The sequence below is a fragment of the Streptomyces sp. AC602_WCS936 genome (assembly GCF_019049125.1).
GTDB lineage: Bacteria > Actinomycetota > Actinomycetes > Streptomycetales > Streptomycetaceae > Streptomyces.
Window position 1 is genome coordinate 1 of sequence record NZ_JAGMUF010000017.1, and the last position, 25,844, is coordinate 25,844.

Genomic DNA, 25,844 nt, shown 5'->3' on the forward strand with positions numbered 1-25,844 from the left:
GCCCGGTTACATTCCGAACCCGGAAGCTAAGCCTTACAGCGCCGATGGTACTGCAGGGGGGACCCTGTGGGAGAGTAGGACGCCGCCGAACAATTATTCAAAGGGTTGGACCCCGAACTTCGGTTCCGGGTCCAACCCTTTTTTGTTGTCCGTCACTTGAAGTTCACGTTGCGCTACCAGCATCTGCCGTATGGGTACTGCAGCAATGCTCAGGGCCGCCGGCGTAGGAGTCGGCGACGAGGTCGTCGTACCTGCCTTCGGGAACGTGGAAGTCGCGGAGGCCGTGGCTCTGGCCGGCGCTCTGCCGGTGTTCGCCGACATAGATCCTGCCTCGTACTGCCTGGACGCCTCGGCGGTGGAGGCGGCGCTGACGTCCCGTACTGCCGCCGTCGTCGTGGTCCACCGCTTCGGCAGGCCGGCGGACCTGGGGCCGCTGCACGCGGTCGGCCGGCGGCACGGGCTGCTCATACTGGAGCACGGCGAGTCCGAGGCGCCGTACGACGAGGTGGCGCAGCGGCGGCAGCGGGCGGCCTACCTGGACGGGAAGTTGAAGGGGGTGCGCACTCCGGACTGGGGAGACGGGCACACCTATCAGCAGTACGTGGTGCGAGTGCCGGGCAACGGGCGTCCGGACCGGGACGCCTTCGCACGGGCCGTGCGGTTGCGCGGGGTCGGATGCTGGGTGCCGGTGAAGACGCCGGTGCACCGGATGCCGGGCTTCCGTCGGTGCGTGTCGCTGCCCGAGACGGAGCGGGCGGCCGACGAGACGCTCGGCCTGCCGGTCGACGCCGCGCTGACCAAGAGGGACATGCAGCGGATCGTGTCCGCCTGCAATGCCCTGGGCGGGCTTCTGCAGCAGGCCTTCTGAAAGGCGTGGTTGGGAGCACCGGTCTGTTCGGGGTATGATCTATTCCGTTGCCGCGGGGGAAACCTCGAAAAAGTGACAGGCCCCTATAGCTCAGTCGGTAGAGCGTCTCCATGGTAAGGAGAAGGTCAACGGTTCGATTCCGTTTGGGGGCTCCACCACGAAAGGCCCCGCCCAATAGGGCGGGGCCTTTCGCATGCCCTGATGCGACCGGTCAGTCCGCGTGCGGCTCCGGGACGCGCATCGCCAGGATCGCCATGTCGTCGGACGGGGCGTCCGAGGCGAAGCGCTCGACCGCGCGCATGATTCGGGCCGCCACAGCGCCCGCCGTGAGCCCGGTGCAGGTGGTGAGGACGTCGGCGAGGCCGTCGTCGCCCAGCATGCGCGTGCCCTCCCGGCGTTCCGTGACGCCGTCCGTGACGCAGAGCAGGACGTCGCCCGGGTCGAGGGTGACCGTCTGCTCGTAGAGCTCCAGGTCCTCGATGACACCGAGGAGCGGCTGAGGTTCGGCGGCGGGCTCCACCATGCCGTTCTGGCGCAGGCGGAGAGGGAGCGGGTGGCCGGCGCAGACCACCTTCAGCTCGGCGCTGCCGTCCGCCTGGGGGCGCATCTCGCCGTACAGGAGGGTGAGAAAGCGGCTGCGGGCGCCCTCGTCGAGGATGGCGGAGTTCAGGCGCTCCAGGACCGCCGGGCCGCTGAGACCCTCGCGGGCGAGCAGGCGCAGGGCGTGCCGGGCCAGGCCCGTGACGGCCGCCGCGTTCGGGCCCGTACCGCAGACGTCGCCGATGGCGAAGCCGTACGCGTCGTCGCGGATGGGGAAGAGGTCGTAGAAGTCGCCGCCGACCTCGTTGCCCTCGCCGGCCGCGCGGTAGATGACCTCTACCTCGACGCCGTCGATGACGGGGAGCTCCGGGGGCAGCAGGCTGCGCTGGAGGGACTGGCTGATGGCCGTGCGCTCCGAGTACAGGCGGGCGTTGTCCAGGGCCAGGGCGGCCCGGCGGGACAGGTCCTCGGCGAGTTCCAGGATCTCCTGGCGGAAGTGCTCGTCGGTCGGCTTGCCGAGCGTCAGCATGCCGATGACGCGGTTGCGGGCGACGAGGGGGAGGACGACGGTCTCGCCGCCGACCGCGGCCGCCGTGGCGAGCGTCGGGCCGATGCCGGTGCTCAGCTGGGGTGTCGTACCGCTGTTCAGGCCCAGGTCGCGCATGGAGGTGCGCAGGGCGGCCTGGTGGGCCAGCTCGCCGGGAGCCGACCAGACGCGGGCGCCGGGGGTGGGCACCGGGTCGGGCGGGGCGATCTTCGAGAGCAGGGACTTGATGCCGTCGATGAGTTCCTCGTCCTCGTGCAGGACGTAGGAGAGGTACGGCTCCGAGGCCTGGTCGGCGATGGTGTAGACGGCGCACCAGGTGGCCAGGGTCGGGACCGTCATCTGCGCCATCAGGGCCAGGGTCTGGTCGCGGTCCAGGGTGCCGGCGAGGAGGTCGGAGGCCTCGACGAGGAAGCTGAGCGAGCCGCGGCGCAGGCGCTCCAGCTCGCCCAGGCGGGCGGACTCGACGGCCAGGGCGATGCGGTCGGCGGCGAACTGGAGGCGCAGCGCCTCCTCGTTGGAGTACCGGCCGGCGGCCTCCGCGGCGACGCCGAGGGAGCCGGTGAGGCGGCCCTCGACCTTGAGCGGGACGGTGACGACGGAGCGCATGCCGGTGCCGTTGAGCAGCGGGACGGCGCCGGGGACCGCGGCCAGGTCGTCGTGGACGGCGGGCATGCGGGCGGAGCCGTAACGGCCGGGGCCGGCCTCGACGGGGACCCGCGCGAAGCGCTGGCGGGCGGAGGGCAGGCCGGTGGAGGCGCGGACCTCCAGCTCCGTCTCGTCGTCGGTCGCCAGGAGCAGGAAGGCGGCGTCCGCGTCGAGCATGTCGCGGGCGCGTTCGACGGTGCGCTGGAGGAGGCCGTCGAGGTCGTCCGGGGCGGGGGAGCCGATGAACACCTCGAAGGGGTCGGTGCTCTGGCCCTCGGAGGAGCTGGAGGTGTCGGAGGCCGGTACGCGCAGCGGCGTCTGCAGGACGGCGCGTTCGTGGTCGCGCACGAGGAGGCAGACCGTGGAGGGCTCGCCGCCGGCGTCGCGGACGCGGAGGTGGGAGGCGTAGACCGGGGTGACGCGGCCGTTGGCGTCCCTTATGCCGTAGCTGCCTTCCCAGCGGGAGAGCTGGAGCGCCTCCGCGATGCCGGTACTGGTGCCCGGCGTGTGCGGCCAGGCCGCGAGGTCGGTCAGCGGCTTGCCCACGACCTGCTCGGCGGCGTAGCCGAAGAGCTCACCGGCGTCCTCGTTCCAGGACGTGACGGCGCCGGTGCGGTCGATCTGGACGACGGCGACGCGGACGCGGCCGTCGGCGAGCGGGAGCAGGTCGGCGGGGAGCGACGGTCCCGCGGCGCGGGTGCCGACCGGGCGCTCGGGCAGGTGGAGGTGGAACCAGACGTTCTTCAGTGTGGGCGTGTACTCGACACCCCAGCGGTCGGCCAGGGCCGCGCACAGCTGGAGTCCGCGGCCGCCCTCGCGGTCGAGGCTGCCCATGGTGGCGGGGGAGCCCTGGAGCGGGACCTCGCGCTCGGGGTAGTGGTCGGCGACCTCGATCCGTACGCCGTCGTCGCTGCGCAGGCAGACGACGTCGGCGGTGGTGCCGGCGTGCACCACGGCGTTGGTCACCAGCTCGCTGGTGAGCACCACGGCGTCGTCGACGATGTCGGCATGGCCCCAGCCCTGCAGCGTGTCCCGGACGAAGGACCGGGCGCTCGCCACCGATCGTCCGACGGGCTCGAAGCTGGCGGCCGCGCGCGCGGTGATCACAGAACTCCTCGACCCTCTCTCCCCGTGCACGGCCTCATGGCCGACCGGCTCGCGCCGCTGCTGCGGCAGTCCACCCGTCGGCCCGGGATCCGGGGGCTGCTCCCCCGGGATCAGTCCGGTGGTCATTCCGGCCGCCCCTCCGATGCCCGCTCGTCTCCGTGCCACCGCCCAGGCCGGACGGACCGGCATGGCTGGACAGCCGCATGCAAGGTTACTTACCTTCGCCGTCCATGCGGATGCCGGTCTGCAGTGTTTACGCCCAGAGGGTGTGCGGACGATGTGCGAAGCTGCCGAACTGTTATGGCCTGGTTCGGCCGGGGTGAAACACTGGGCAAGCTTCCAGTGAAGGTCCGGGCAGGTTGAATGCGCACCCAGTGCGGCGGGCAGCAGCCCCGGAGCGGTCCGGCGAACCCGTGCGGACCGCGTGGCAGCACAGGCAGTACGCGGCAGTAACCGGTCCGCCGAGAGGTGGCGGCCGGGCACAGCAGTAACGGTCGACCCCTGCGGGAGGGACACAGTGGAGTCTGGCGCAGCGACGCGGGGCACTAAGGCGCGCGCGAAAGGCGGACAGTCCCTGAGTAACCAGGGCAAAACGCGGGGCGGCAGTACGACGGTGGACACGGCCGCGCTGAACCGGCTGCTGACGGCACTGGTGGCGATGCGGGAGGGCAACTTCCGCAAGCGGCTCACGGTGTCCGGCGACGGCGTGATGTCGGAGATCGCGGCGGTCTTCAACGAGGTCGCCGACCGCAATCTGCACCTCACGGGCGAGCTGGCCCGGGTGCGGCGGGTGGTCGGACGTGAGGGAAAGCTCACCGAGCGGCTGGAGACGGGGGCCTGCGAGGGCTCCTGGGCGGCCGCCATCGACAACTCGAACGCGCTGGTCGACGACCTCGTACGGCCGGTCTCCGAGGTCAGCCGAGTGCTGTCGGCGGTGGCGGACGGTGATCTGTCGCCGCGCATGGAGCTGCGCACGCAGTCGACGGAGGGCACCGGGCAGCCGCTGCGCGGGGAGTTCCTGAAGGTCGGCCGGACGGTGAACAACCTGGTCGACCAGTTGTCGACGTTCACGGACGAGGTCACGCGGGTCGCCAGTGAGGTCGGCACCGAGGGCAAGCTCGGCGGGCAGGCCCGGGTGCGCGGTATGTCCGGTTCGTGGAAGGACCTGACGGACTCCGTCAACACGATGGCGTACCGGCTCACCGCTCAGGTGCGGGACATCGCCCTGGTGACGACGGCGGTGGCCAAGGGCGATCTGTCCCGGAAGGTCACGGTGCACGTGGCCGGCGAGATGCTGGAACTGAAGAACACCGTCAACACGATGGTGGACCAGCTCTCCGCGTTCTCCTCAGAGGTGACGCGCGTCGCCCGGGAGGTGGGCACCGAGGGCGCCCTGGGCGGGCAGGCCCAGGTGCCGGGCGTGGCCGGGGTGTGGAAGGAGCTGACCGACTCCGTCAACACCATGGCCGGGAACCTGACGGCCCAGGTGCGGGAGATCTCCCACGTGACGACGGCGGTCGCCAACGGTGACCTGTCGAAGAAAGTGACGGTGCCGGCCCGCGGTGAGGTCGCGCAGCTCGCCGAGACGATCAACCAGATGACCGAGACGCTGCGGATCTTCGCGGACGAGGTCACGCGGGTGGCCAACGAGACCGGTGGCGAGGGTCAGCTGGGCGGTCAGGCGAACGTGCCGGGTGCGGCGGGGATCTGGAAGGACCTGACGGATTCCGTCAACACGGTCTTCCGGAACCTGACGACTCAGGTGCGCGACATCGCCGCGGTGACGACGGCGGTGGCCAGCGGTGACCTGTCGCAGAAGGTCACCGTGGACGTGGCCGGCGAGATGCTGGAGCTGAAGAACACCGTCAACACGATGGTCGACCAGCTGTCCGCCTTCGGTGCCGAGGTCACGCGCGTGGCCCGCGAGGTCGGAGTCGAGGGCGAGCTGGGCGGCCAGGCGCAGGTGCCGGGCGCGGCGGGGACCTGGAAGGACCTGACGGACTCCGTCAACACGGCGTTCCGGAACCTCACCGGTCAGGTGAGGAACATCGCCCAGGTGACGACGGCGGTGGCCAACGGCGACCTGTCGCAGAAGGTCACCGTGGACGTCTCCGGCGAGATGCTCCAGCTGAAGAACACCGTGAACACGATGGTGGACCAGCTGTCGTCCTTCGCCGACCAGGTGACGCGGATGGCCCGGGACGTGGGCACGGAGGGCCGCCTCGGCGGTCAGGCGCGGGTCGACGGGGTGTCGGGCACCTGGAAGGAGCTGACGGACTCCGTCAACTCGATGGCGTCCAACCTCACCGGTCAGGTGAGGAACATCGCCCAGGTGACGACGGCGGTGGCGCGTGGCGACCTGTCCCAGAAGATCGACGTCGACGCGCGCGGCGAGATCCTGGAGCTGAAGAACACCATCAACACGATGGTGGACCAGCTGTCGAGCTTCGCGGAGCAGGTCACGAGGGTGGCCCGCGAGGTGGGCACGGAGGGCCGCCTCGGCGGTCAGGCGCAGGTGCCGGGCGTGGCCGGTGTGTGGCGCGACCTGACCGACTCGGTGAACGGCATGGCCGGAAACCTCACCGCGCAGGTGCGCAACATCGCGCAGGTCGCGACGGCGGTGGCGCGCGGTGACCTGTCCCAGAAGATCACCGTGGACGCGCGCGGGGAGATCCTGGAGCTGAAGAACACGTTGAACACGATGGTGGACCAGCTGTCGTCGTTCGCCCAGGAGGTCACGCGCGTCGCGCGCGAGGTGGGCACCGAGGGCATCCTCGGCGGCCAGGCGGAGGTGCAGGGCGTCTCCGGCACCTGGAAGGACCTCACGCAGTCCGTGAACGGCATGGCCAACAACCTGACCATGCAGGTGCGCAACATCGCCGAGGTGACGACGGCCGTCGCCAAGGGCGACCTGTCGAAGAAGATCACCGTGGACGCCAAGGGCGAGATCCTGGAGCTCGTCACCACCGTCAACACGATGGTGGACCAGCTGTCGTCCTTCGCCGAGCAGGTCACGCGCGTGGCCCGCGAGGTCGGTACGGAGGGCATCCTGGGCGGCCAGGCGAGCGTGCCCGGTGTCGTGGGTATCTGGAAGGACCTCAACGACAACGTCAACCTGATGGCCAAGAACCTCACCGTCCAGGTGCGGAACATCTCCCAGGTTGCCGCGGCCGTCGCCAACGGCGACCTGACACGGACGGTGACGATCGAGGCCCGCGGCGAGGTCGCGCAGCTCGCCGACACCTTCAACACCATGGTGCGGACGCTGCGTTCCTTCGCCGACCAGGTGACCAAGGTGGCGCGCGAGGTGGGCACCGACGGCATCCTGGGCGGTCAGGCGCAGGTGCCGGGGGTGGCGGGCACCTGGAAGGACCTCACCGAGTCGGTGAACCAGATGGCGTCCAACCTGACCGGTCAGGTGCGCAACATCGCCATGGTCACCACGGCCATCGCCAAGGGCGACCTGACCAAGAAGATCGACATCGACGCGCGCGGCGAGATCCTGGAGCTGAAGACGACCATCAACACGATGGTCGACCAGCTGTCGTCGTTCGCCGAGGAGGTCACCCGCGTGGCCCGCGAGGTGGGCACCGAGGGGCAGCTCGGCGGTCAGGCACGCGTGCGTGACGTCGACGGAACCTGGCGGGACCTGACGGAGTCCGTGAACGAGATGGCCGGGAACCTGACCCGGCAGGTGCGTGCCATCGCGCGCGTGGCGACCGCGGTGACCCGCGGCGACCTGAACCTGAAGATCGACGTGGACGCCTCGGGTGAGATCTCCGAGCTCCAGGACTACATCAACAAGATGATCGCCAACCTGCGCGACACCACGATCGCCAACAAGGAGCAGGACTGGCTCAAGGGCAACCTCGCCCGGATCTCCGCGCTGATGCAGGGCCGCCGGGACCTCCAGGACGTGGCCTCGCTGATCATGAGCGAGCTGACCCCGGTGGTCTCCGCGCAGCACGGCGCGTTCTTCCTCGCCATGCCGCACGTCGACGGCCAGGAGCAGGCCGGCGCCGACGGCGACCAGTACGAACTGCGCATGCTCGGCTCGTACGGCTACTCGATGGGCTCCATGCCCACCTCGTTCCGGCCGGGGGAGGCGCTGGTCGGCACGGCGGCGCAGGAGAAGCGCACGATCCTGGTGGAGAACGCGCCGAGCGGCTACCTGAAGATCTCCTCCGGGCTCGGGGAGGCCCCGCCCGCCCAGGTGATCGTCCTGCCGGTGCTGTTCGAAGGGCAGGTGCTCGGGGTCATCGAGCTGGCGTCCTTCACCCCGTTCACGCAGATCCAGAAGGACTTCCTCAACCAGATCGCCGAGATGATCGCGACCAGCGTCAACACCATCTCCGTCAACACCAAGACGGAGGTGCTGCTGAGTCAGTCGCAGGAGCTGACCGAGCAACTGCGCGAGCGGTCCGAGGAGTTGGAACAGCGGCAGAAGGCGCTCCAGTCGTCCAACGCCGAACTGGAGGAGAAGGCCGAACTGCTGGCGCAGCAGAACCGCGACATCGAGGTGAAGAACACCGAGATCGAGGAGGCGCGGCAGGTCCTGGAGGAGCGCGCGGAGCAACTCGCGGTCTCCATGCGCTACAAGAGCGAGTTCCTGGCCAACATGTCGCACGAGCTGCGTACGCCGCTCAACTCGCTGCTGATCCTGGCCAAGCTGCTCGCCGACAACGCGGACGCCAACCTGTCCCCGAAGCAGGTCGAGTTCGCCGAGACGATCCACGGCGCCGGCTCCGACCTGCTCCAGCTCATCAACGACATCCTCGACCTGTCGAAGGTCGAGGCGGGCAAGATGGACGTCTCGCCGACGCGCATCGCGCTGGTCCAGCTCGTCGACTACGTGGAGGCCACCTTCCGGCCGCTGACCGCGGAGAAGGGCCTGGACCTGTCGGTGCGGGTGTCGCCGGAGCTGCCCGCCACGCTGCACACCGACGAGCAGCGGCTCCTCCAGGTGCTGCGCAACCTGCTGTCCAACGCGGTGAAGTTCACCGACTCGGGAGCGGTCGAGCTGGTCATCCGGCCGGCCCGGGACGACGTTCCGCAGGCCATCCGGGAGCAGTTGCTGGAGGCCGGTTCGATGACCGACCCCGACGCGGAGCTGATCGCGTTCTCGGTGAGCGACACGGGCATCGGCATCGCGGCCAGCAAGATGCGGGTGATCTTCGAGGCGTTCAAGCAGGCCGACGGCACCACCAGCCGCAAGTACGGCGGTACGGGCCTCGGGCTGTCCATCTCGCGGGAGATCGCGCAGTTGCTGGGCGGCGAGATCCACGCGCAGAGCGAGCCGGGCCGCGGGTCGACGTTCACGCTGTACCTGCCGCTGCACCCGAGCGAGCTGCCCGCGCACGGCTACCAGCAGCCCCTGCCGGCCCTGGAGCCCGGCGGGGCGCTCGCCACGCCGGGCGCCGATGTCGCGCTGCCGGGGGCGCAGGCCGAGCTGCCCGCCGAGGTGAAGTCGTACCAGGATGCCCAGAACGGCGCCGCCTCCCTCTTCCGGCGCCGTCGCCGGGCCGCGTCTCAGGCCGCGCAGGGACCCGCCGCGCAGCCGGAGCAGCAGCCGTCCGCCGAGCAGGACCCGGCGCCGCACTCGAGCCGTGGCATCCGGTTCGGCGGGCAGAAGGTGCTGATCGTCGACGACGACATCCGCAACGTCTTCGCGCTCACCAGCGTCCTGGAGCAGCACGGCCTGTCCGTGCTGTACGCCGAGAACGGGCGCGAGGGTATCGAGGTGCTGGAGCAGCACGAGGACGTGGCGGTCGTCCTGATGGACATCATGATGCCCGAGATGGACGGATACGCGACGACCACGGCGATTCGCCGGATGCCCCAGTTCGCCGGTCTGCCGATCATCGCGCTGACCGCGAAGGCGATGAAGGGCGACCGGGAGAAGGCCATCGAGTCGGGCGCCTCCGACTACGTGACGAAGCCGGTCGACCCCGATCACCTGCTGACGGTGATGCAGCAGTGGATGCGGGAGGAGTGAGGGCCGGGTCCTCGCGGGCACGGGGCGGTACTTCGGGGCAGCGTGTCGGCGGTCCCTTCGGGCACAGTGCCCGGGTTGTGAACGGGGGCCGTCCGCACGGCACCGTCGGGCGGTGTGCGAACGTGGGTGTACGCACGTGGCGGGAAGCGTCGGAGTTCACGCCGGGTCGCTGACTCAGTGTGCCCGCGGCCGTGTAGAAGCGCGGGATTCGGGGAACCTTCTGGTCCCCCGCCGCGTTTCTGCTACGTGCACAGTGACATCGCGGTGACAGGGTGTGGCGACAGGCGGGGTGCGGCTACGATGACCGGCACAAGGACGGGCGGCGCAAGGGAGTCGTCCCCTGGGGCGGCACCCGCCGGTGCTGCGCCAAGTCCTGCGGACAGGGGAGGCCCCACGCCGGGGCGAGGAGGGCGGGCCATGGTGCAGAAGGCCAAGATCCTCCTGGTCGATGACCGGCCGGAGAATCTGCTGGCGCTGGAGGCGATCCTCTCGGCGCTCGATCAGACGCTGGTGCGGGCATCGTCCGGGGAGGAAGCGCTCAAAGCACTGCTCACGGACGACTTCGCGGTCATTCTGCTGGACGTCCAGATGCCGGGCATGGACGGTTTCGAGACCGCCGCGCACATCAAGCGGCGGGAGCGGACCCGGGACATCCCGATCATCTTCCTCACCGCGATCAACCACGGCCCGCACCACACCTTCCGCGGGTACGCGGCGGGCGCGGTGGACTACATCTCCAAGCCGTTCGACCCGTGGGTGCTGCGCGCGAAGGTCTCCGTCTTCGTCGAGCTCTACATGAAGAACTGCCAGCTGCGCGAGCAGGCGGCGCTGCTGCGGCTCCAGTTGGAGGGCGGCGGCAAGGCGGCGGCCGGCGAGGCCAAGGAGCCGGCGGGGCTGCTCGCCGAGCTGTCGGCGCGGCTGGCGGCAGTCGAGGAGCAGGCCGAGGCGCTCTCCAAGCAGCTGGGCGACGAGTCGACGGATGCGGCGGCGGTGGCGACGGCGGCCCACCTGGAGCGCAAGCTCACCGGGCTGCGGCGGGCGCTGGACGCCCTGGAGCCGGGCTCGTCCGGAGGGCAGGCCGCGGTCAACTGAGCGTCCCAGTCGGCGCCGTCCCCGTGTGACGTGCCGTGAGGGCACGTCAGGGGCAGTACTGGAGACGTCAGTTCCGCTTTCACCCGGGGGCGACACGAACGGGTGAAGCGGTGGGCACACGTGTCGACCGCCGTCTCCCCCGGTAACCTCACACCTATGGCCTCACGTCCCTCCGCAGCCAAGAAGCAGCCCGCGAAGAAGGCGGCCGCTCCCGCGAAGGGTCCGGCGAAGAAGGCCCCTGCCAAGAAGGCGCCGGCGAAGAAGGCACCCGCCAAGAAGGCCGCGGCGAAGAAGCCCGCGCCCAAGCCGGCGCCCAGCCCCACGGGAGGCGTCTACCGGGTCGTGCGCGCCCTGTGGCTGGGCATCGCCCACGCCGTCGGCGCCGTCTTCCGCGGCATAGGGCAGGGCGCGAAGAATCTCGACCCGGCGCACCGCAAGGACGGCGTCGCCCTGCTGCTGCTGGGCGTCTGCCTGATCGTCGCCGCGGGCACCTGGGCCGACCTCAAGGGTCCCGTCGGCGACCTCGTCGAGATCCTCGTCACCGGCGCCTTCGGCCGACTCGACCTGCTCGTCCCGATCCTGCTCGGCGCCATCGCCGTACGCCTGATCCGGCACCCGGAGAAACCGGAGGCCAACGGCCGGATCGTGATCGGCCTCTCCGCGCTCGTCGTCGGAGTCCTCGGCCAAGTCCACATCGCCTGCGGCTCACCGGCCCGCGGGGAGGGCATGCACGCCATAAGGGACGCCGGCGGCCTCATCGGCTGGGGCGCGGCGACCCCGCTGTCGTACACCATGACCGACGTCCTGGCCGTACCGCTGCTCGTGCTGCTCACCGTCTTCGGGCTGCTGGTCGTCACGGCCACCCCGGTCAACGCCGTCCCGCAGCGGCTGCGGCAGCTCGGCGTACGGCTCGGCCTCGTCCGCGACCCGGAGGCCGACGAGTACGGCGACGACGACGAGCGGTACGACGAACAGTGGCGCGAGGCGCTGCCCGCGCGGTCACGCAAGCGCGGGGGACCGGCCGCCGAGCCGTACGACCCCGACGGGGCGGAGCAGGAGGCGCTCGCCCGGCGCCGTACCAGGCCCCGGCGGTCCGCCGTGCCGCAGCCCGACATGGACCGGCCGATGGACGCCGTGGACGTCGCCGCCGCGGCGGCCGCCGCCCTCGACGGCGCCGTACTGCACGGAATGCCGCCGTCCCCGCTGGTCGCCGACCTCACCCAGGGCGTGAGCACGGGGGAGCGGGAGTCGTCGGCGCCGACCCCGACCCCGACGCCGGTCCCGGCGGCGCGTCCGCAGCCGGGGAAGCTGAAGAAGGAGGCCGTCGGCGAGGAGACTGGCGAGGCGGGCGTCCCGGACCTCACCAAGACGCCGGTCCCGCAGGAACGGGAGCTTCCGCCGCGCGCCGAGCAGCTCCAGCTCTCCGGCGACATCACCTACTCGCTGCCGGCCCTCGACCTCCTCACCCGCGGCGGCCCCGGCAAGGCGCGCAGCGCCGCCAACGACGCCATAGTCGCCTCGCTGACCACCGTCTTCACCGAGTTCAAGGTCGACGCCGCCGTCACCGGCTTCACGCGGGGCCCGACGGTCACCCGTTACGAGGTGGAGCTCGGGCCCGCCGTGAAGGTCGAGCGGATCACCGCGCTGGCCAAGAACATCGCCTACGCCGTCGCCAGCCCCGACGTGCGGATCATCAGCCCGATCCCCGGCAAGTCCGCGGTCGGCATCGAGATCCCCAACACCGACCGGGAGATGGTCAACCTCGGTGACGTGCTGAGGCTGGCCGAGTCCGCCGAGGACGACGACCCGATGCTGGTCGCCTTCGGCAAGGACGTCGAGGGCGGCTACGTCATGCACTCGCTGGCGAAGATGCCGCACATGCTGGTCGCCGGCGCCACCGGCTCCGGCAAGTCGTCCTGCATCAACTGCCTGATCACCTCGGTCATGATGCGGGCGACCCCGGAGGACGTCCGGATGATCCTGGTCGACCCCAAGCGCGTCGAGCTGACCGCGTACGAGGGCATCCCGCACCTGATCACGCCGATCATCACCAACCCGAAGCGGGCCGCCGAGGCGCTCCAGTGGGTCGTGCGCGAGATGGACCTGCGCTACGACGACCTCGCCGCCTACGGCTACCGGCACATCGACGACTTCAACCGCGCGGTGCGCGAGGGCAAGGTCAAGCCGCCCGAGGGCAGCGAGCGCGAGCTCCAGCCGTACCCGTACCTGCTGGTGATCGTCGACGAGCTGGCCGACCTGATGATGGTGGCGCCGCGCGACGTGGAGGACGCCATCGTGCGCATCACACAGCTCGCGCGCGCGGCCGGCATCCACCTGGTGCTCGCCACCCAGCGGCCGTCCGTGGACGTCGTCACCGGCCTGATCAAGGCCAACGTGCCCTCGCGGCTGGCCTTCGCCACCTCCTCCCTCGCCGACTCGCGGGTCATCCTCGACCAGCCCGGTGCGGAGAAGCTGATCGGCAAGGGCGACGGCCTCTTCCTGCCGATGGGCGCGAACAAGCCGACCCGTATGCAGGGCGCCTTCGTCACCGAGGAGGAGGTCCAAGCGGTCGTCCGGCACTGCAAGGACCAGATGGCGCCCGTCTTCCGGGACGACGTCACCGTCGGGACCAAGCAGAAGAAGGAGATCGACGAGGACATCGGCGACGACCTCGACCTGCTGTGCCAGGCGGCCGAGCTGGTCGTCTCCACGCAGTTCGGGTCGACCTCCATGCTCCAGCGCAAACTGCGCGTCGGCTTCGCCAAGGCCGGGCGGCTGATGGACCTGATGGAGTCGCGCAGCATCGTCGGGCCGAGCGAGGGATCGAAGGCTCGTGACGTTCTTGTGAAGGCTGACGAGCTGGACGGCGTGCTCGCCGTGATCCGGGGGGAGTCTGAGGGGTAGGGAACGGTAAGCGAGGGGTTCCGCCGACGGAGAGTCACGGCGGCCGGCCGGCCGATCGTGACTCACCCGTTAGGGATCATTGAGCAACCGTTTCCTCATGGCGTACGTCAAGTTGAGGGAAACGACAAACAGATAGTCCACCATCGGGATGCCGGGCCATACCGATGGCGTACAAAGTCGTACCGCCCGGTTGCCCCACCCGTTTGCACCCCCCCTAGACTGAACGTCCAGCACAGGCGGCTAAACGCTCGAAAGGCGCCCCCGTGTCCATCGGCAACTCCCCTGAAGACGAGCGTCCGATCGCAGACGTGTCCCCAGATGTTCCTGACGAGGTCTCCGAAGACGCCCCTCAGGAATCCGGCCCCTCCGTCGGCCGCGCCCTGCAGCAGGCGCGGATCGCCGCCGGGCTGACCGTCGACGACATCACCACCGCCACCCGGGTCCGGATCGCCATCGTGCACGCCATCGAGGCGGACGACTTCGCTCCGTGCGGCGGGGACGTGTACGCGCGCGGCCACATCAGAACCCTCGCCAAAGCCGTCGGGCTGGACCCGGCGGAACTGCTCGCCCAGTTCGACGCCGAGCACGGCGGCCGCCCGGCGCCGACGCCGGCCGCTCCCCTGTTCGAGGCGGAACGCATCCGTCCGGAGCGGCGCGGGCCCAACTGGACCGCCGCCATGGTCGCCGCGATCGTCGCCGTGATCGGCTTCGTCGGCTTCTCGTTCGTCAAGGGCGGCGACGACGGCGGCAACGAGGCGAGCGTCGCCGAGGGCGCCCAGCCGTCGGCCGGCGAGTCCGCCTCGCCTAGCGCCAAGCCGAAGAAGCCCGCCGATCCCAAGCCGGAGCCGACCGACAGCGCCATCGCCGCCGCGCCCCGGGACAAAGTGACCGTCAAGGTCACCGCCGCCGACGGACGCAGCTGGATCTCCGCCCAGGACCACAACGGCCGGCTGCTCTTCGACGACATCCTCGAGAAGGGCGACTCCAAGACCTTCCAGGACAACGAGAAGATCAAGCTCGTCCTCGGCGACGCCGGCGCCATCGAGCTCTACGTCAACGGCAAGAAGATCGACGACGACTTCCAGCCGGGCGCCGTGGAACGCCTGACGTACACGAAGGGCGACCCGCAGGTCGGATAGGGGACCGAGGGGACGCGTCACCACGGGGTTGGCCGGGATCGGCCAACCCCGTCGACATGGGCTGTCGGCGGGACGAAGTACTCTTGAGCCCATGCCTGAAAGCCGTACCGTCGCACTCGTCACCCTTGGCTGCGCCCGTAACGAGGTGGACTCGGAGGAGCTCGCAGGCCGTCTGGAGGCGGACGGCTGGAAGCTCGTCGACGACGCCGAGGAAGCGGACGTCGCCGTCGTGAACACGTGCGGCTTCGTCGAGGCCGCCAAGAAGGACTCCGTAGACGCCCTCCTGGAGGCCAACGACCTCAAGGGCCACGGCAGAACGCAGGCCGTCGTGGCCGTGGGCTGCATGGCCGAGCGGTACGGCAAGGAGCTCGCCGAGGCGCTGCCCGAGGCCGACGGCGTCCTCGGCTTCGACGACTACTCCGACATCTCCGACCGCCTGCAGACCATCCTGAACGGCGGCATCCACGCCGCCCACACCCCGCGTGACCGGCGCAAGCTGCTGCCGATCAGCCCCGCCGAGCGCCAGGAGGCCGGTGCCTCCGTCGCCCTGCCCGGGCACGCCCCGGCCGACCTGCCCGAGGGCGTCGCCCCCGCCTCCGGGCCCCGCGCGCCTCTGCGCCGCCGTCTGGACGGCTCCCCGGTCGCCTCGGTGAAGCTGGCCTCCGGCTGCGACCGGCGCTGCTCCTTCTGCGCCATCCCGTCCTTCCGCGGCTCCTTCATCTCGCGCCGCCCGAGCGACGTGCTGAACGAGACGCGGTGGCTGGCCGAGCAGGGCGTCAAGGAGATCATGCTGGTCTCCGAGAACAACACCTCCTACGGCAAGGACCTGGGCGACATCCGCCTGCTGGAGTCCCTGCTGCCGAACCTCGCCGAGGTCGACGGCATCGAGCGGGTGCGCGTCAGCTACCTCCAGCCCGCCGAGATGCGCCCCGGCCTGATCGACGTGCTGACCTCCACCGAGAAGGTCGTGCCCTACTTCGACCTCTCCTTCCAGCACTCCGCGCCGAACGTGCTGCGCGCGATGCGCCGCTTCGGCGACACCGACCGCTTCCTGGAGCTGCTGGACACCATCCGGAGCAAGGCGCCCGAGGCCGGCGTGCGCTCCAACTTCATCGTGGGCTTCCCCGGCGAGTCCGCCTCCGACCTCGCCGAGCTGGAGCGGTTCCTGAACCACGCGCGGCTGGACGCCATCGGCGTCTTCGGCTACTCCGACGAGGAGGGCACCGAGGCGGCGACCTACGACGACAAGCTGGACGAGGACGTCGTCGCCGAGCGGCTGGCACGCGTCTCCCGCCTCGCCGAGGAACTCGTCTCCCAGCGGGCCGAGGAACGCGTGGGCGCGACCGTGCGGGTCCTCGTCGAGTCCGTGGAGTCCGCCGACTCCGCCGACGAGGGGGACGGCGTCCGCGGGCGGGCGGAGCACCAGGCGCCCGAGACCGACGGCCAGGTGCTGCTCACGAGCGGCGAAGGGCTGCGGGTCGGAAGTATGGTCGAGGCGAAGGTGGTCGGTACGGAGGGTGTCGACCTGGTGGCCGAGCCGCTGCCGGGGTCGTCCGCGTGGCGTGAGGAGGCCGGCAGATGACGGGAGTCCCGGCGTCCGCGGCGGGCGGTTCCTCCGGTGCGCGCAGGACCGGCGGTGCGACCGAGGGCGGAGCCGCCGGGCGCGGCGGCAAGATCGCGGCCGCCGCCGTCAACCAGGCGAGCGTGTGGAACGTCGCCAATCTGCTGACGATGCTCCGGCTGCTCCTCGTACCGGCCTTCGTCGCCCTGATGCTCGGCAACGGCGGGTACGACCCGGCCTGGCGCTCCTTCGCCTGGGCCGCCTTCGCCGTCGCCATGATCACCGACCTGTTCGACGGGCACCTGGCGCGCACCTACAACCTCGTCACCGACTTCGGGAAGATCGCCGACCCCATCGCCGACAAGGCGATCATGGGGGCGGCGCTCATCTGTCTGTCCGCCCTGGGTGACCTGCCGTGGTGGGTGACGGCCGTGATCCTCGGCCGGGAACTCGGGATCACCGTGCTGCGTTTCGTGGTCATCCGGTACGGCGTCATCCCCGCGAGCCGGGGCGGCAAGCTCAAGACCCTCACCCAGGGTGTGGCCGTCGGCATGTACGTCCTGGCGCTGACGGGCCCCCTGGCGACCCTGAGGTTCTGGGTGATGGCGGCGGCGGTCGTCCTGACCGTGGCGACCGGACTGGACTACGTGAAACAGGCCATTGTGCTGCGCCGCCGGGGAATCGCCGAGCGCAGAGCGGCGTTGAAGGAGACGGAAGTTTGAGTTCCACGGCCGCCGACGTGGTGCGGCTACTCACGGTCAGGGGCGAGACCCTCGCGGTCGCCGAGTCACTGACCGGTGGACTGGTGGCGGCCGGGATCACTGCGGTCCCCGGCGCCTCCAAGGCTTTCCGGGGATCGGTCACCGCCTACGCGACGGAGCTGAAGCGGGACCTGCTCGGCGTCGACGGGGAACTGCTCACGGCGCGCGGAGCGGTGGACCCGCAGGTCGCCGCCCAGATGGCGGCGGGCGTGCGGAAGGCGCTGGGCGCCGACTGGGGCATCGCGACGACGGGCGTGGCCGGCCCCGACCCGCAGGACGGACAGCCGGTGGGCACGGTCTTCGTGGCCGTGGACGGGCCCTGCGCAGGAGACGGTGGTTCCGCCCGTGGCGGAAAAGTGGAGGCGCTGCGGTTGAACGGCGATCGCGCGGAAATTCGTATGGAGAGTGTACGGAGCGTACTCGCACTCCTCTTGAGGGGGCTTGCGGGCGAACAGACCGGGAATGAGCGGGCACAGGATACGGAACGGAACGGGGGGTTTTGATGTTTGCAGCCCTGAGTGAACACGACATCGCTCCCCGCACGGCCGCGGCGCGAGGCGGTACGGTGGGGCGTGAAGGATGCGGTTACACGGTCCGAGGAGGGAGCCACCGATGATTCTGCTCCGTCGCCTGCTGGGTGACGTGCTGCGTCGGCAGCGCCAACGCCAGGGCCGTACTCTGCGCGAAGTCTCCTCGTCCGCCCGAGTCTCACTCGGCTATCTCTCCGAGGTGGAGCGGGGGCAGAAGGAGGCCTCTTCCGAACTGCTCTCCGCCATCTGCGACGCGCTGGACGTACGGATGTCCGAACTCATGCGGGAAGTGAGCGACGAGCTCGCGCTCGCCGAGCTGGCCCAGTCCGCTGCGGCCACGCCCAGCGAGACCGTTCCCGCGCCGGTTCGCCCGATGCTTGGTTCCGTGTCGGTGACCGGTGTGCCGCCGGAACGGGTGACCATCAAGGCGCCCGCGGAGGCGGTGGACGTCGTCGCCGCCTGAGCGCTGCGAACGTGTGCGTGTGAGGCCCCGGCCGGGGCTTCTCCGGGAAGCCGGAGAGGTGCGGTCGGGGTTTTTGCGTGCGTGTTCGGGACTCTTGCGTGTGCGGCGGCAGGAGCGCCGGTGGGTGACGGCCGGTCGTGTCCGGTTTGCCGGTCTTCGGTGGTGCGGTCATCGTGGAAGGACTGGCCGTGGCGGGAGCGGCCGGGGGGCCGACCGACGGAGGTGTGGATGTACGTCGTGAAGAGCCCGTTGTCCGACGCGGACCTGAAGGCCGTCTCCGAGGCGCTCCAGGGCGGCCTCGTGGACCTGGTGGACCTGGCCCTGGTGGCCAAGCAGATCCACTGGAACGTGGTCGGCCCGCGGTTCCGCTCCGTCCACCTCCAGCTCGACGAACTCGTCGACACCGCGCGCACGCACTCGGACACCGTGGCCGAGCGGGCCTCGGCGCTGGGAGTCTCCCCTGACGGGCGTGCCGCGACCGTGGCCGTCGGCAGCGGCATCGACGTGACGCCGGACGGATGGGTCGACGACAACACCGCGGTGCAGACGATCGTGGACGCGCTGGGCGCGGTGATCACGCGGATGCGGGAGCGGATCGCGGCGACCGGGGACCCCGACCCGGTGAGCCAGGACATCTTCATCCAGATCACCGCCGATCTCGAGAAGCAGCACTGGATGTTCCAGGCCGGGAACGGCTGACGCGGCCGTGGTGTCGGCGCGGGCCGCTCGCCGGGCGGCCGCGCTGGGGGCCGGCACGCTGTGGTGGTGGGCCGTGCTGCGCCTGGCGCTCGAACCCGGGGCCGGGGTGCTCGAAGGGGCGGTCGCGGTCGGTGGCTGGGGGCTGAGTGTGCTGCCGGTGCACTGCGTTCCCAGGCGGCAGGCGGTGGGGGCGATGGGCGCGGGGCGGTGGCGGCGGGCACTGCTCGCGGCCGTGGGCGGCCGGGGATCGCCGAGGGGTGGTGCGGACGGGGGCCGAGGTCCGGAGGGGCCCGGCCGGACGGGGACATGACTCAGCGGCTGCAAGGGCTTCGGGCGGCAGCGCTTACTGCTCGCCGCAGAAGCAGACCCCGACGACGCGCCCAACCCGATGGAAGGACCGGATCGATGAGCGTCACCAGTCTGAACAAGGACCTCGAGAACCTGACCCTCACCCCGATCGCCGACTTCTCCGCTCCCGTGGAACGGGTGTGGGAGCTGTGGTCCGACCCCCGGCAGCTGGAGCGCTGGTGGGGCCCGCCGACCTACCCGGCGACGGTGGAACAGCACGACCTGACCCCGGGCGGGGACGTCACGTACTTCATGACCGGACCGGAGGGGGACAAGTACCGCGGCTGGTGGCGGGTCGCCACGGTGGACGCGCCGACGTCCCTGGAGTTCACCGACGGGTTCGCCGACCAGGACGGTGTGCCCGACGCCGACATGCCGACGACCACGACCAGGGTGACGCTCACCGAGCGCGACGGCGGCACCCGTATGGAGATGCTGTCGGTCTTCGACACCCGGGAGCAGATGGACCAGCTGATGAAGATGGGCATGGAGGAGGGGCTGCGCGAGGCGGCCGGCCAGATGGACGGCCTGCTCGTCGGCTGAGTCAGCGCGGCCCGCGCTGCCACCCGGGCTCGCCCCGCGGGCCGGTGGCGGCGCGAACGGGGGCGGGGCCGGCCTGGCAGACCGGGCACCAGTACGTGGGACGCTCACGCGAGCCGTCGCCCTGGTTGGCCACCCGGACCGGGGTACCGCAGCGCAGGCAGGGCCGGGGTGCCCGGCCGTACACGAACAGGTCCGCGCCGCGCAGGCTCCCCGTCGTACGGCGGACCGGGCGGTCGCGGTTCGCCTCCAGCAGCCGCTTCGCCAGCGCGGGTACCTTCGCGGCGTGCGTGGCGGGCAGCTCGCCGACGGGCAGCCAGGGAGTGACGCCGAGCAGGAAACAGAGCTCGCACTTGTAGACATTGCCGATACCGGCGAGGTTGCGCTGGTCCAGCAGGGCCTCGCCTAGGGGGCGGGCGGGGTCACCCAGCAGGTTGGCCAACGCCTGGTCGGGGTCCCAGTCCGGGCCCAGCAGGTCGGGGCCGAGGTGGCCGACGGCGCGCCCCTCGTCGGCCGTGCGGAGGATCTCCAGCACCGGGAGGCGGTAGCCGACGGCCGTGCGGTCGACGGTGCCCAGCACGGCGCGGATCTGGTGCGCCGGCCCGCCACTCCAGCGCCGGCCCGCCGCGAACACCTTCCAGGAGCCGTCCATCCGCAGGTGCGAGTGCACCGTCAGACCGCCCTCCACGCGGGCCAGCAGATGCTTGCCGCGCGGGGTGACGTCCAGGACCGTGCGGCCGGTCAGGTCGGCCGTGGCGTAGCGGGGGACGCGGAAGTCGCTGCGCGTCAGCACCTCGCCCGCGAGGGCGTCGTGCAACCGCCGCGCGGCCTGCCAGACCGTGTCTCCTTCGGGCATGGGTCAAGGGTGGCATGGCAGGCTCAGGCGCGGATGCGCAGACCGCGCGGGGTGGCGACGAACCCCGCGTTCTCCAGCAGCGGGCCGAACGGGGAGGTCAGAGCCGCCGCGCCGTTGACACGCTCCACCGTGACCGTGCCGAGGGAACCGGCACGGGCAGCATCGGCGAGCGCCTCCGTCGCCGCGCGCAGGCGCGGATCGTCCGTGGGCAGACCGTCGGGGGCGGACGGCCACAGCAGGAGCGTCTTGCCGCCGCGCTCCATGTACAACGCGGGCTCGCCCTCGACCAGCACCACCAGGGACCCCGCCTTGCGGCCGGGTTTGTGCGTGGAGCCGGCCGGGGGCTCGGGCCAGGGAAGCGCGGCGCCGTACGCGTTCGCCGGGTCGGCGGCGGCCAGTACGACGGCGGGCGGACCGGCGGGAGCACGGCCGCGACGGTCGGCGAATCCGGTGCCGTACGGACCGCGCCGGCCGCCGAAGCCGCCGTCAGCGCCTCCGGGGGGCCCTCCGAAGCTGCCGGAACCGCCCTGTGCGCCGCCGCCGCGCGGGCCGCCGGCGCCCGGCTCGGCGTAGTCGCGGGGTGAGGTGTAGTCGCGGGGTGAGATGTAGTCACCACGGGACGGGGACCGGCCCAGACCGTCTGGATCCGCGAAGACGTCGTCCCAGGGGTCCGGGGCACCGGAAGTGCCGGAAGCGCCGGAAGCGCCGGGCGGCGACCCGTGGCTGCCGGGCGGGAAGCCGTCGGACGGGGCGTCGAACGAGCCGTCGTAGGGGCCGGCCCAGGGCGAGCCGGGGACCGGGCCGGGGAAGCCGTCGGACGCCGCCGGGCTGTCGGGGCCGCCGGCGAGGGGCGCCGGTCCCGGAGGGCCCTCGCCGCGCTCCCGGGCGTTCGCCACCGCACGCAACCGGTCCACGGCGCCCTCCATGGCGAACTGCGCCGCCCCGAGCCCTTCCACGACATAGCCCCGCCGGGCCTGCCCGCTCTCCTCGAAGGCGGCCAGAATGCGGTACACCGCCGAGAAACCCCCCTCGACGCCCTCGGCGGCGACCGCGCCCCTGGTCACCACGCCGTGCCGGTCGAGGAGCGTGCGGGCCAGCGCATGAGCGCGCACCGTCGTGTCCGGCTCGCGGGCCGGGAGCAGCGACCACCGTCCGGCGACGGTCGGCGGGCCGCCGCGGGAGGCGGGCCGGGCGGCGGCCGTGAGCGAGCCGTAGCGTCCGCGCGGGACGGATCGCTTGGCGCGGTGAGCGGTGGAACCCGCGGTGCGGCCGGAGCCCAGCAGGGAGCGCAGGGGCGCGAGCGTGTCGTTGGTCAGCCGTCCGGACCACGCCAGCTCCCACAGGGCGTCGGCCAGCTGTGGATCGGTGACGTCCGGGTGGGTGGTCGCACGGACCTGGTCGGCGATCTGGCGGAAGAAGAGGCCGTACCCGCCCGAGAGGGCGCTCAGGACGGACTCGTGCAGAGCGGTCGTTTCCAGGGGGTGCGGAGGCGGCAGGAGCACCGGGGCCGCGTCCGCGAGGTAGAGCGAGACCCAGCCGTCCTTGCCGGGGAGCGAGCCGGCTCCGGCCCACACCACCTCGCCGGCGGCCGTGAGCTCGTCCAGCATCGCCGGGTTGTAGTGCGCGACCCGCGACGGCAGGACCAGTTTCTCCAGGGCCGAGGCGGGCACCGAGGCGCCCTGCAACTGCTCGACCGCGCGGACCAGCCCGTCGACGCCGCGCAGTGCGTGCCCCTTGCCGATGTGCTGCCACTGGGGGAGGAACTGCCCGAGCGCGGCCGGCGGAACCGGCTCCAGTTCGTGCCGGAGCGCGGCCAGGGAACGGCGCCGCAACCGGCGCAGGACGGTCGCGTCGCACCACTCCTGGCCGATACCGGCCGGATGGAACTCGCCCTGCACGACCCGGCCCGCCGCCGCGAGCCGCTGCAGGGCGCCCTCGGTGACCGCCACGCCGAGGCCGAAGCGGGCCGCCGCGGTGACCGACGTGAACGGGCCGTGGGTGCGGGCGTGGCGGGCGAGGAGGTCGCCGAGGGGGTCCTTGACCGGCTCGGTGAATGCCTCCGGCACGCCGACGGGCAGGGCCGTGCCCAGCGCGTCGCGCAGCCGCCCCGCGTCCTCGATCGCCGCCCAGTGGTCGGCCCCGGCGATCCGCACCTTGATCGCGCGCCGCGCGGCGGCCAGCTCCGGCGCCCACCGAGGCTCGGCACCCCGCTCGGCCAGCTCGGCGTCGGTGAGCGGACCGAGCACCCGCAACAGGTCCGCGACGCCCTCCGGGTCCTTCACCCGGCGGTCGTCGGTGAGCCACCGCAGCTCGCGCTCCAGCTCGGTCAGCACCTCCGCGTCGAGCAGCTCGCGCAGCTCCGCCTGGCCGAGCAGTTCCGCCAGCAGCCGGGAGTCCAGCGACAGGGCGGCGGCCCGGCGCTCGGCGAGGGGCGAGTCGCCCTCGTACAGGAACTGTGCGACGTAGCCGAAGAGCAGCGAGCGGGCGAACGGCGACGGCTCCGGCGTGGTGACCTCGACCAGACGCACCTTGCGCGACTCCAGGTCGCCCATCAGCTCGACCAGCCCGGGCACGTCGAAGACGTCCTGGAGGCATTCGCGGATCGCCTCCAGGACGATCGGGAACGAGCCGTACTCGCTCGCCACCTCCAGCAACTGCGCGGCGCGCTGCCGTTGCTGCCACAGCGGGGTGCGCTTGCCGGGGCTGCGGCGCGGCAGCAGCAGCGCACGGGCGGCGCACTCACGGAACCGGGACGCGAACAGCGCCGAGCCGCCCACCTGGTCGGTGACGACCCGGTCGACCTCCCCCTTGTCGAAGACGACGTCGGCCGCGCCGACGGGCGCCTTCTCGGCGTCGTACTCGAGGCCCGGCTTCGCGGGGTCCTGGTCGAGGAAGTCCAGGCCCATCAGGTCGGCGTCCGGCAGGCGCAGCACGATGCCGTCGTCGGCGTGCATGACCTGCGCGTCCATGCCGTACCGCTCGGTCAGCTTGGCACCGAGCGCCAGGGCCCACGGGGCGTGGACCTGCGCGCCGAAGGGGGAGTGGACCACGACCCGCCAGTCGCCCAGCTCGTCCCGGAACCGTTCGACCACGATGGTGCGGTCGTCGGGGACGTGTCCGCAGGCCTCGCGCTGTTCGTCGAGGTACGACAGCACGTTGTCCGCCGCCCAGGCGTCCAGCCCGGCGGTGACCAGGCGCAGCCGGGCGTCCTCCTTGGCGAGGGAGCCGACCTCGCGCAGGAACGCGCCCAGCGCGCGGCCCAGCTCCAGGGGGCGGCCCAGCTGGTCGCCCTTCCAGAACGGCAGCCGGCCCGGCACACCGGGAGCCGGGGAGACCAGCACCCGGTCGCGGGTGATGTCCTCGATCCGCCAGGAGCTGGTGCCGAGCGTGAAGACGTCCCCCACGCGGGATTCGTACACCATCTCCTCGTCGAGCTCGCCGACCCGGCCGCCGCCCTTCTTCGGGTCGGCTCCGGCGAGGAAGACACCGAAGAGCCCGCGGTCGGGGATCGTGCCGCCGGACGTGACCGCGAGGCGCTGCGCGCCCGGCCGGCCGGTGACCGTCCCGGCCACCCGGTCCCACACCACGCGCGGGCGCAGCTCCGCGAAGGCGTCGGACGGATAGCGGCCCGCGAGCATGTCCAGGACCGCCGTGAAGGCCGACTCCGGCAGCGAGGCGAACGGGGCGGCGCGGCGGACGGTGGCGAGCAGGTCGTCGACCTGCCAGGTGTCCAGGGCCGTCATCGCCACGATCTGCTGCGCCAGGACGTCCAGCGGGTTGGCCGGGATCCTGAGCGCCTCGATGGCGCCGTCGCGCATCCGCTCGGTGACCACGGCCGCCTGCACCAGGTCCCCGCGGTACTTGGGGAAGACCACGCCCGTGGAGACGGCGCCGACCTGGTGTCCCGCGCGGCCGACACGCTGGAGGCCGGAGGCCACGGAGGGCGGCGACTCGACCTGGACGACCAGGTCGACGGCGCCCATGTCGATGCCCAGCTCCAGGCTGGACGTCGCCACCACCGCGGGCAGGCGGCCCGCCTTGAGGTCCTCCTCGACCAGGGCGCGCTGCTCCTTGGAGACCGAGCCGTGGTGGGCGCGGGCGATCACGGGCGGGGCACCCTGCGCGGCGCCCGACCCGCCCATGAGCTCCGCGGGGGAGTGGTGCTCGCCCAGCGGCTCGCCGGTGGCCCGCTCGTACGCGATCTCGTTGAGCCTGTTGCACAGGCGTTCCGCCAGGCGCCGGGAGTTGGCGAAGACGATCGTGGAGCGGTGCGACTGGACGAGGTCGGTGATGCGCTCCTCGACGTGCGGCCAGATCGACGGTCGCTCCGCGCCCTCGTTGCCGTCCGCGACCGGGGAGCCACCCAGCTCGCCCAGGTCTTCGACCGGGACGACGACGGACAGGTCGAACTCCTTGCCCGACTCCGGCTGGACGATCTCCACCTTGCCGCGCGGGGCCAGGAACCGGGCGACCTCGTCCACGGGGCGGACCGTCGCCGACAGCCCGATGCGGCGGGCCGGCTTCGGCAGCAGCTCGTCCAGCCGCTCCAGGGTGAGGGCGAGATGGGCGCCGCGCTTGGTGCCCGCCACCGCGTGCACCTCGTCCAGGATCACCGTCTCGACGCCGGTCAGCGCGTCGCGCGTGGCCGACGTCAGCATCAGGAACAGGGACTCCGGGGTGGTGATCAGGATGTCCGGCGGACGGGTGGACAGGGCACGGCGCTCGGCGGCCGGGGTGTCGCCGGAGCGGGTACCGACCTTGACCTCGGGCTCGGGCAGACCGAGGCGCACGGATTCCTGGCGGATGCCGGTCAGCGGACTGCGTAGATTGCGCTCGACGTCGACGGCCAGGGCCTTGAGCGGGGAGACGTACAGGACCCGGCAGCGCTTCTTGGGGTCGGCGGGCGGAGGTGTCGAGGCCAGCTGGTCCAGGGCGGCGAGGAAGGCGGCCAGCGTCTTGCCGGAGCCGGTGGGGGCGACCACCAGGACGTCGGAGCCCTCCGAGATGGCCTGCCACGCCCCCGCCTGGGCGGCGGTGGGCGCGGAGAAGGCCCCCGTGAACCAGCCGCGGGTCGCGGGGGAGAAGCCGTTCAGGGCTCGGTGTGCGGAGCTGACCATGGATCCATCGTGCACCCGAGCACTGACAATCGGCCTGAGCTGGGCGGATGCGGGGTGCCTGCGGCTGCGGTGGCAGGGCGGCAGCGTCGCGTCGCCCGGCTGACTGGGACGGGCGCGGCGGGTGGCCGCTGC

At 71.7% G+C, this 25,844-nt stretch carries 15 protein-coding genes, 1 tRNA gene and 1 rRNA gene; 14 read left to right on the plus strand and 3 right to left on the minus strand.

Going from position 1 to position 25,844, the window contains the following annotated elements; genetic code table 11:
• From rrf to KUM03_RS07770, 3 genes are all read left to right on the plus strand, one after another.
• Positions 1–91: ribosomal RNA gene (gene rrf / locus KUM03_RS07760) — 5S ribosomal RNA — on the plus strand; the annotation flags it as partial.
• Between the two features lie 114 nt (positions 92–205).
• Positions 206–868: a DegT/DnrJ/EryC1/StrS family aminotransferase gene (locus KUM03_RS07765; protein ID WP_254399007.1), complete on the plus strand. Its 663-nt coding sequence runs from the start codon at positions 206–208 to the stop codon at positions 866–868.
• Between the two features lie 79 nt (positions 869–947).
• A tRNA-Thr gene (locus KUM03_RS07770) sits at positions 948–1,023 on the plus strand.
• A gap of 56 nt (positions 1,024–1,079) precedes the next feature.
• On the opposite strand, the gene KUM03_RS07775 is transcribed toward KUM03_RS07770, so the two are convergent.
• On the minus strand, positions 1,080–3,833 hold the full coding sequence (locus tag KUM03_RS07775) for a SpoIIE family protein phosphatase (protein WP_217246282.1): 2,754 nt from the start codon (positions 3,831–3,833) through the stop codon (positions 1,080–1,082).
• 391 nt (positions 3,834–4,224) lie between these two features.
• Between KUM03_RS07775 and KUM03_RS07780 the strand changes: the two genes are divergently transcribed.
• The 11 genes from KUM03_RS07780 (at position 4,225) to KUM03_RS07825 (ending at position 19,742) form a co-directional block, all read left to right on the plus strand.
• Positions 4,225–9,702, plus strand: a complete 5,478-nt coding sequence (locus KUM03_RS07780) for a HAMP domain-containing protein (protein ID WP_217246283.1) — start codon at positions 4,225–4,227, stop codon at positions 9,700–9,702.
• Positions 9,703–10,119: 417 nt separating this feature from the next.
• Positions 10,120–10,794, plus strand: a complete 675-nt coding sequence (locus KUM03_RS07785) for a two-component system response regulator (protein ID WP_217246284.1) — start codon at positions 10,120–10,122, stop codon at positions 10,792–10,794.
• Positions 10,795–10,950: 156 nt separating this feature from the next.
• Positions 10,951–13,698 (plus strand): DNA translocase FtsK, encoded by a 2,748-nt coding sequence (locus KUM03_RS07790; RefSeq protein WP_217246285.1) that lies wholly within the window; start codon positions 10,951–10,953, stop codon positions 13,696–13,698.
• Positions 13,699–13,961: 263 nt separating this feature from the next.
• Positions 13,962–14,837: a helix-turn-helix domain-containing protein gene (locus tag KUM03_RS07795; protein ID WP_217246286.1), complete on the plus strand. Its 876-nt coding sequence runs from the start codon at positions 13,962–13,964 to the stop codon at positions 14,835–14,837.
• Between the two features lie 91 nt (positions 14,838–14,928).
• On the plus strand, positions 14,929–16,419 hold the full coding sequence (gene rimO, locus KUM03_RS07800) for a 30S ribosomal protein S12 methylthiotransferase RimO (RefSeq protein ID WP_217246287.1): 1,491 nt from the start codon (positions 14,929–14,931) through the stop codon (positions 16,417–16,419).
• Positions 16,416–17,120 carry a CDP-diacylglycerol--glycerol-3-phosphate 3-phosphatidyltransferase gene (pgsA, locus tag KUM03_RS07805; RefSeq protein WP_217246288.1) on the plus strand — a complete coding sequence of 235 codons (705 nt, stop codon included), beginning with the start codon at positions 16,416–16,418 and terminating at the stop codon, positions 17,118–17,120. Before rimO ends, pgsA begins: the two co-directional genes overlap by 4 nt.
• On the plus strand, positions 17,117–17,662 hold the full coding sequence (locus KUM03_RS07810) for a CinA family protein (protein ID WP_217246289.1): 546 nt from the start codon (positions 17,117–17,119) through the stop codon (positions 17,660–17,662). Before pgsA ends, KUM03_RS07810 begins: the two co-directional genes overlap by 4 nt.
• A gap of 109 nt (positions 17,663–17,771) precedes the next feature.
• A complete protein-coding gene (locus tag KUM03_RS07815) occupies positions 17,772–18,152 on the plus strand; it encodes a helix-turn-helix domain-containing protein (protein ID WP_007387871.1) in 381 nt (126 codons plus the stop codon).
• 228 nt (positions 18,153–18,380) lie between these two features.
• A complete protein-coding gene (locus tag KUM03_RS07820) occupies positions 18,381–18,851 on the plus strand; it encodes a Dps family protein (protein ID WP_217246290.1) in 471 nt (156 codons plus the stop codon).
• 7 nt (positions 18,852–18,858) lie between these two features.
• Positions 18,859–19,161, plus strand: coding sequence for a hypothetical protein (locus KUM03_RS38170; protein WP_308406277.1), 303 nt, complete (start codon positions 18,859–18,861; stop codon positions 19,159–19,161).
• A 95-nt stretch (positions 19,162–19,256) separates the two neighbouring features.
• A complete protein-coding gene (locus tag KUM03_RS07825; protein ID WP_217246291.1) occupies positions 19,257–19,742 on the plus strand; it encodes an SRPBCC domain-containing protein in 486 nt (161 codons plus the stop codon).
• A 1-nt stretch (position 19,743) separates the two neighbouring features.
• Here KUM03_RS07825 and KUM03_RS07830 read toward each other — a convergent pair whose 3' ends face one another.
• Complete coding sequence (locus KUM03_RS07830) at positions 19,744–20,595, minus strand: DNA-formamidopyrimidine glycosylase family protein (RefSeq protein WP_217246292.1); 852 nt, start codon at positions 20,593–20,595, stop codon at positions 19,744–19,746.
• Positions 20,596–20,618: 23 nt separating this feature from the next.
• Positions 20,619–25,712, minus strand: coding sequence for an ATP-dependent helicase (locus tag KUM03_RS07835; protein ID WP_217246293.1), 5,094 nt, complete (start codon positions 25,710–25,712; stop codon positions 20,619–20,621).
• Positions 25,713–25,844: the final 132 nt, after the last annotated feature.

Coding starts and splice junctions, on each gene's coding strand:
- KUM03_RS07815 (WP_007387871.1), top strand. CDS start 17,772: ATGATTCTGCTCCGTCGCCTGCTGGGTGACGTGCTGCGTCGGCAGCGC.
- KUM03_RS07825 (WP_217246291.1), top strand. CDS start 19,257: ATGAGCGTCACCAGTCTGAACAAGGACCTCGAGAACCTGACCCTCACC.
- KUM03_RS07820 (WP_217246290.1), top strand. CDS start 18,381: ATGTACGTCGTGAAGAGCCCGTTGTCCGACGCGGACCTGAAGGCCGTC.
- KUM03_RS07765 (WP_254399007.1), top strand. CDS start 206: ATGCTCAGGGCCGCCGGCGTAGGAGTCGGCGACGAGGTCGTCGTACCT.
- KUM03_RS07785 (WP_217246284.1), top strand. CDS start 10,120: ATGGTGCAGAAGGCCAAGATCCTCCTGGTCGATGACCGGCCGGAGAAT.
- KUM03_RS07830 (WP_217246292.1), bottom strand. CDS start 20,595: ATGCCCGAAGGAGACACGGTCTGGCAGGCCGCGCGGCGGTTGCACGAC.
- KUM03_RS07835 (WP_217246293.1), bottom strand. CDS start 25,712: ATGGTCAGCTCCGCACACCGAGCCCTGAACGGCTTCTCCCCCGCGACC.
- rimO (WP_217246287.1), top strand. CDS start 14,929: ATGCCTGAAAGCCGTACCGTCGCACTCGTCACCCTTGGCTGCGCCCGT.
- KUM03_RS07790 (WP_217246285.1), top strand. CDS start 10,951: ATGGCCTCACGTCCCTCCGCAGCCAAGAAGCAGCCCGCGAAGAAGGCG.
- KUM03_RS07775 (WP_217246282.1), bottom strand. CDS start 3,833: ATGACCACCGGACTGATCCCGGGGGAGCAGCCCCCGGATCCCGGGCCG.
- pgsA (WP_217246288.1), top strand. CDS start 16,416: ATGACGGGAGTCCCGGCGTCCGCGGCGGGCGGTTCCTCCGGTGCGCGC.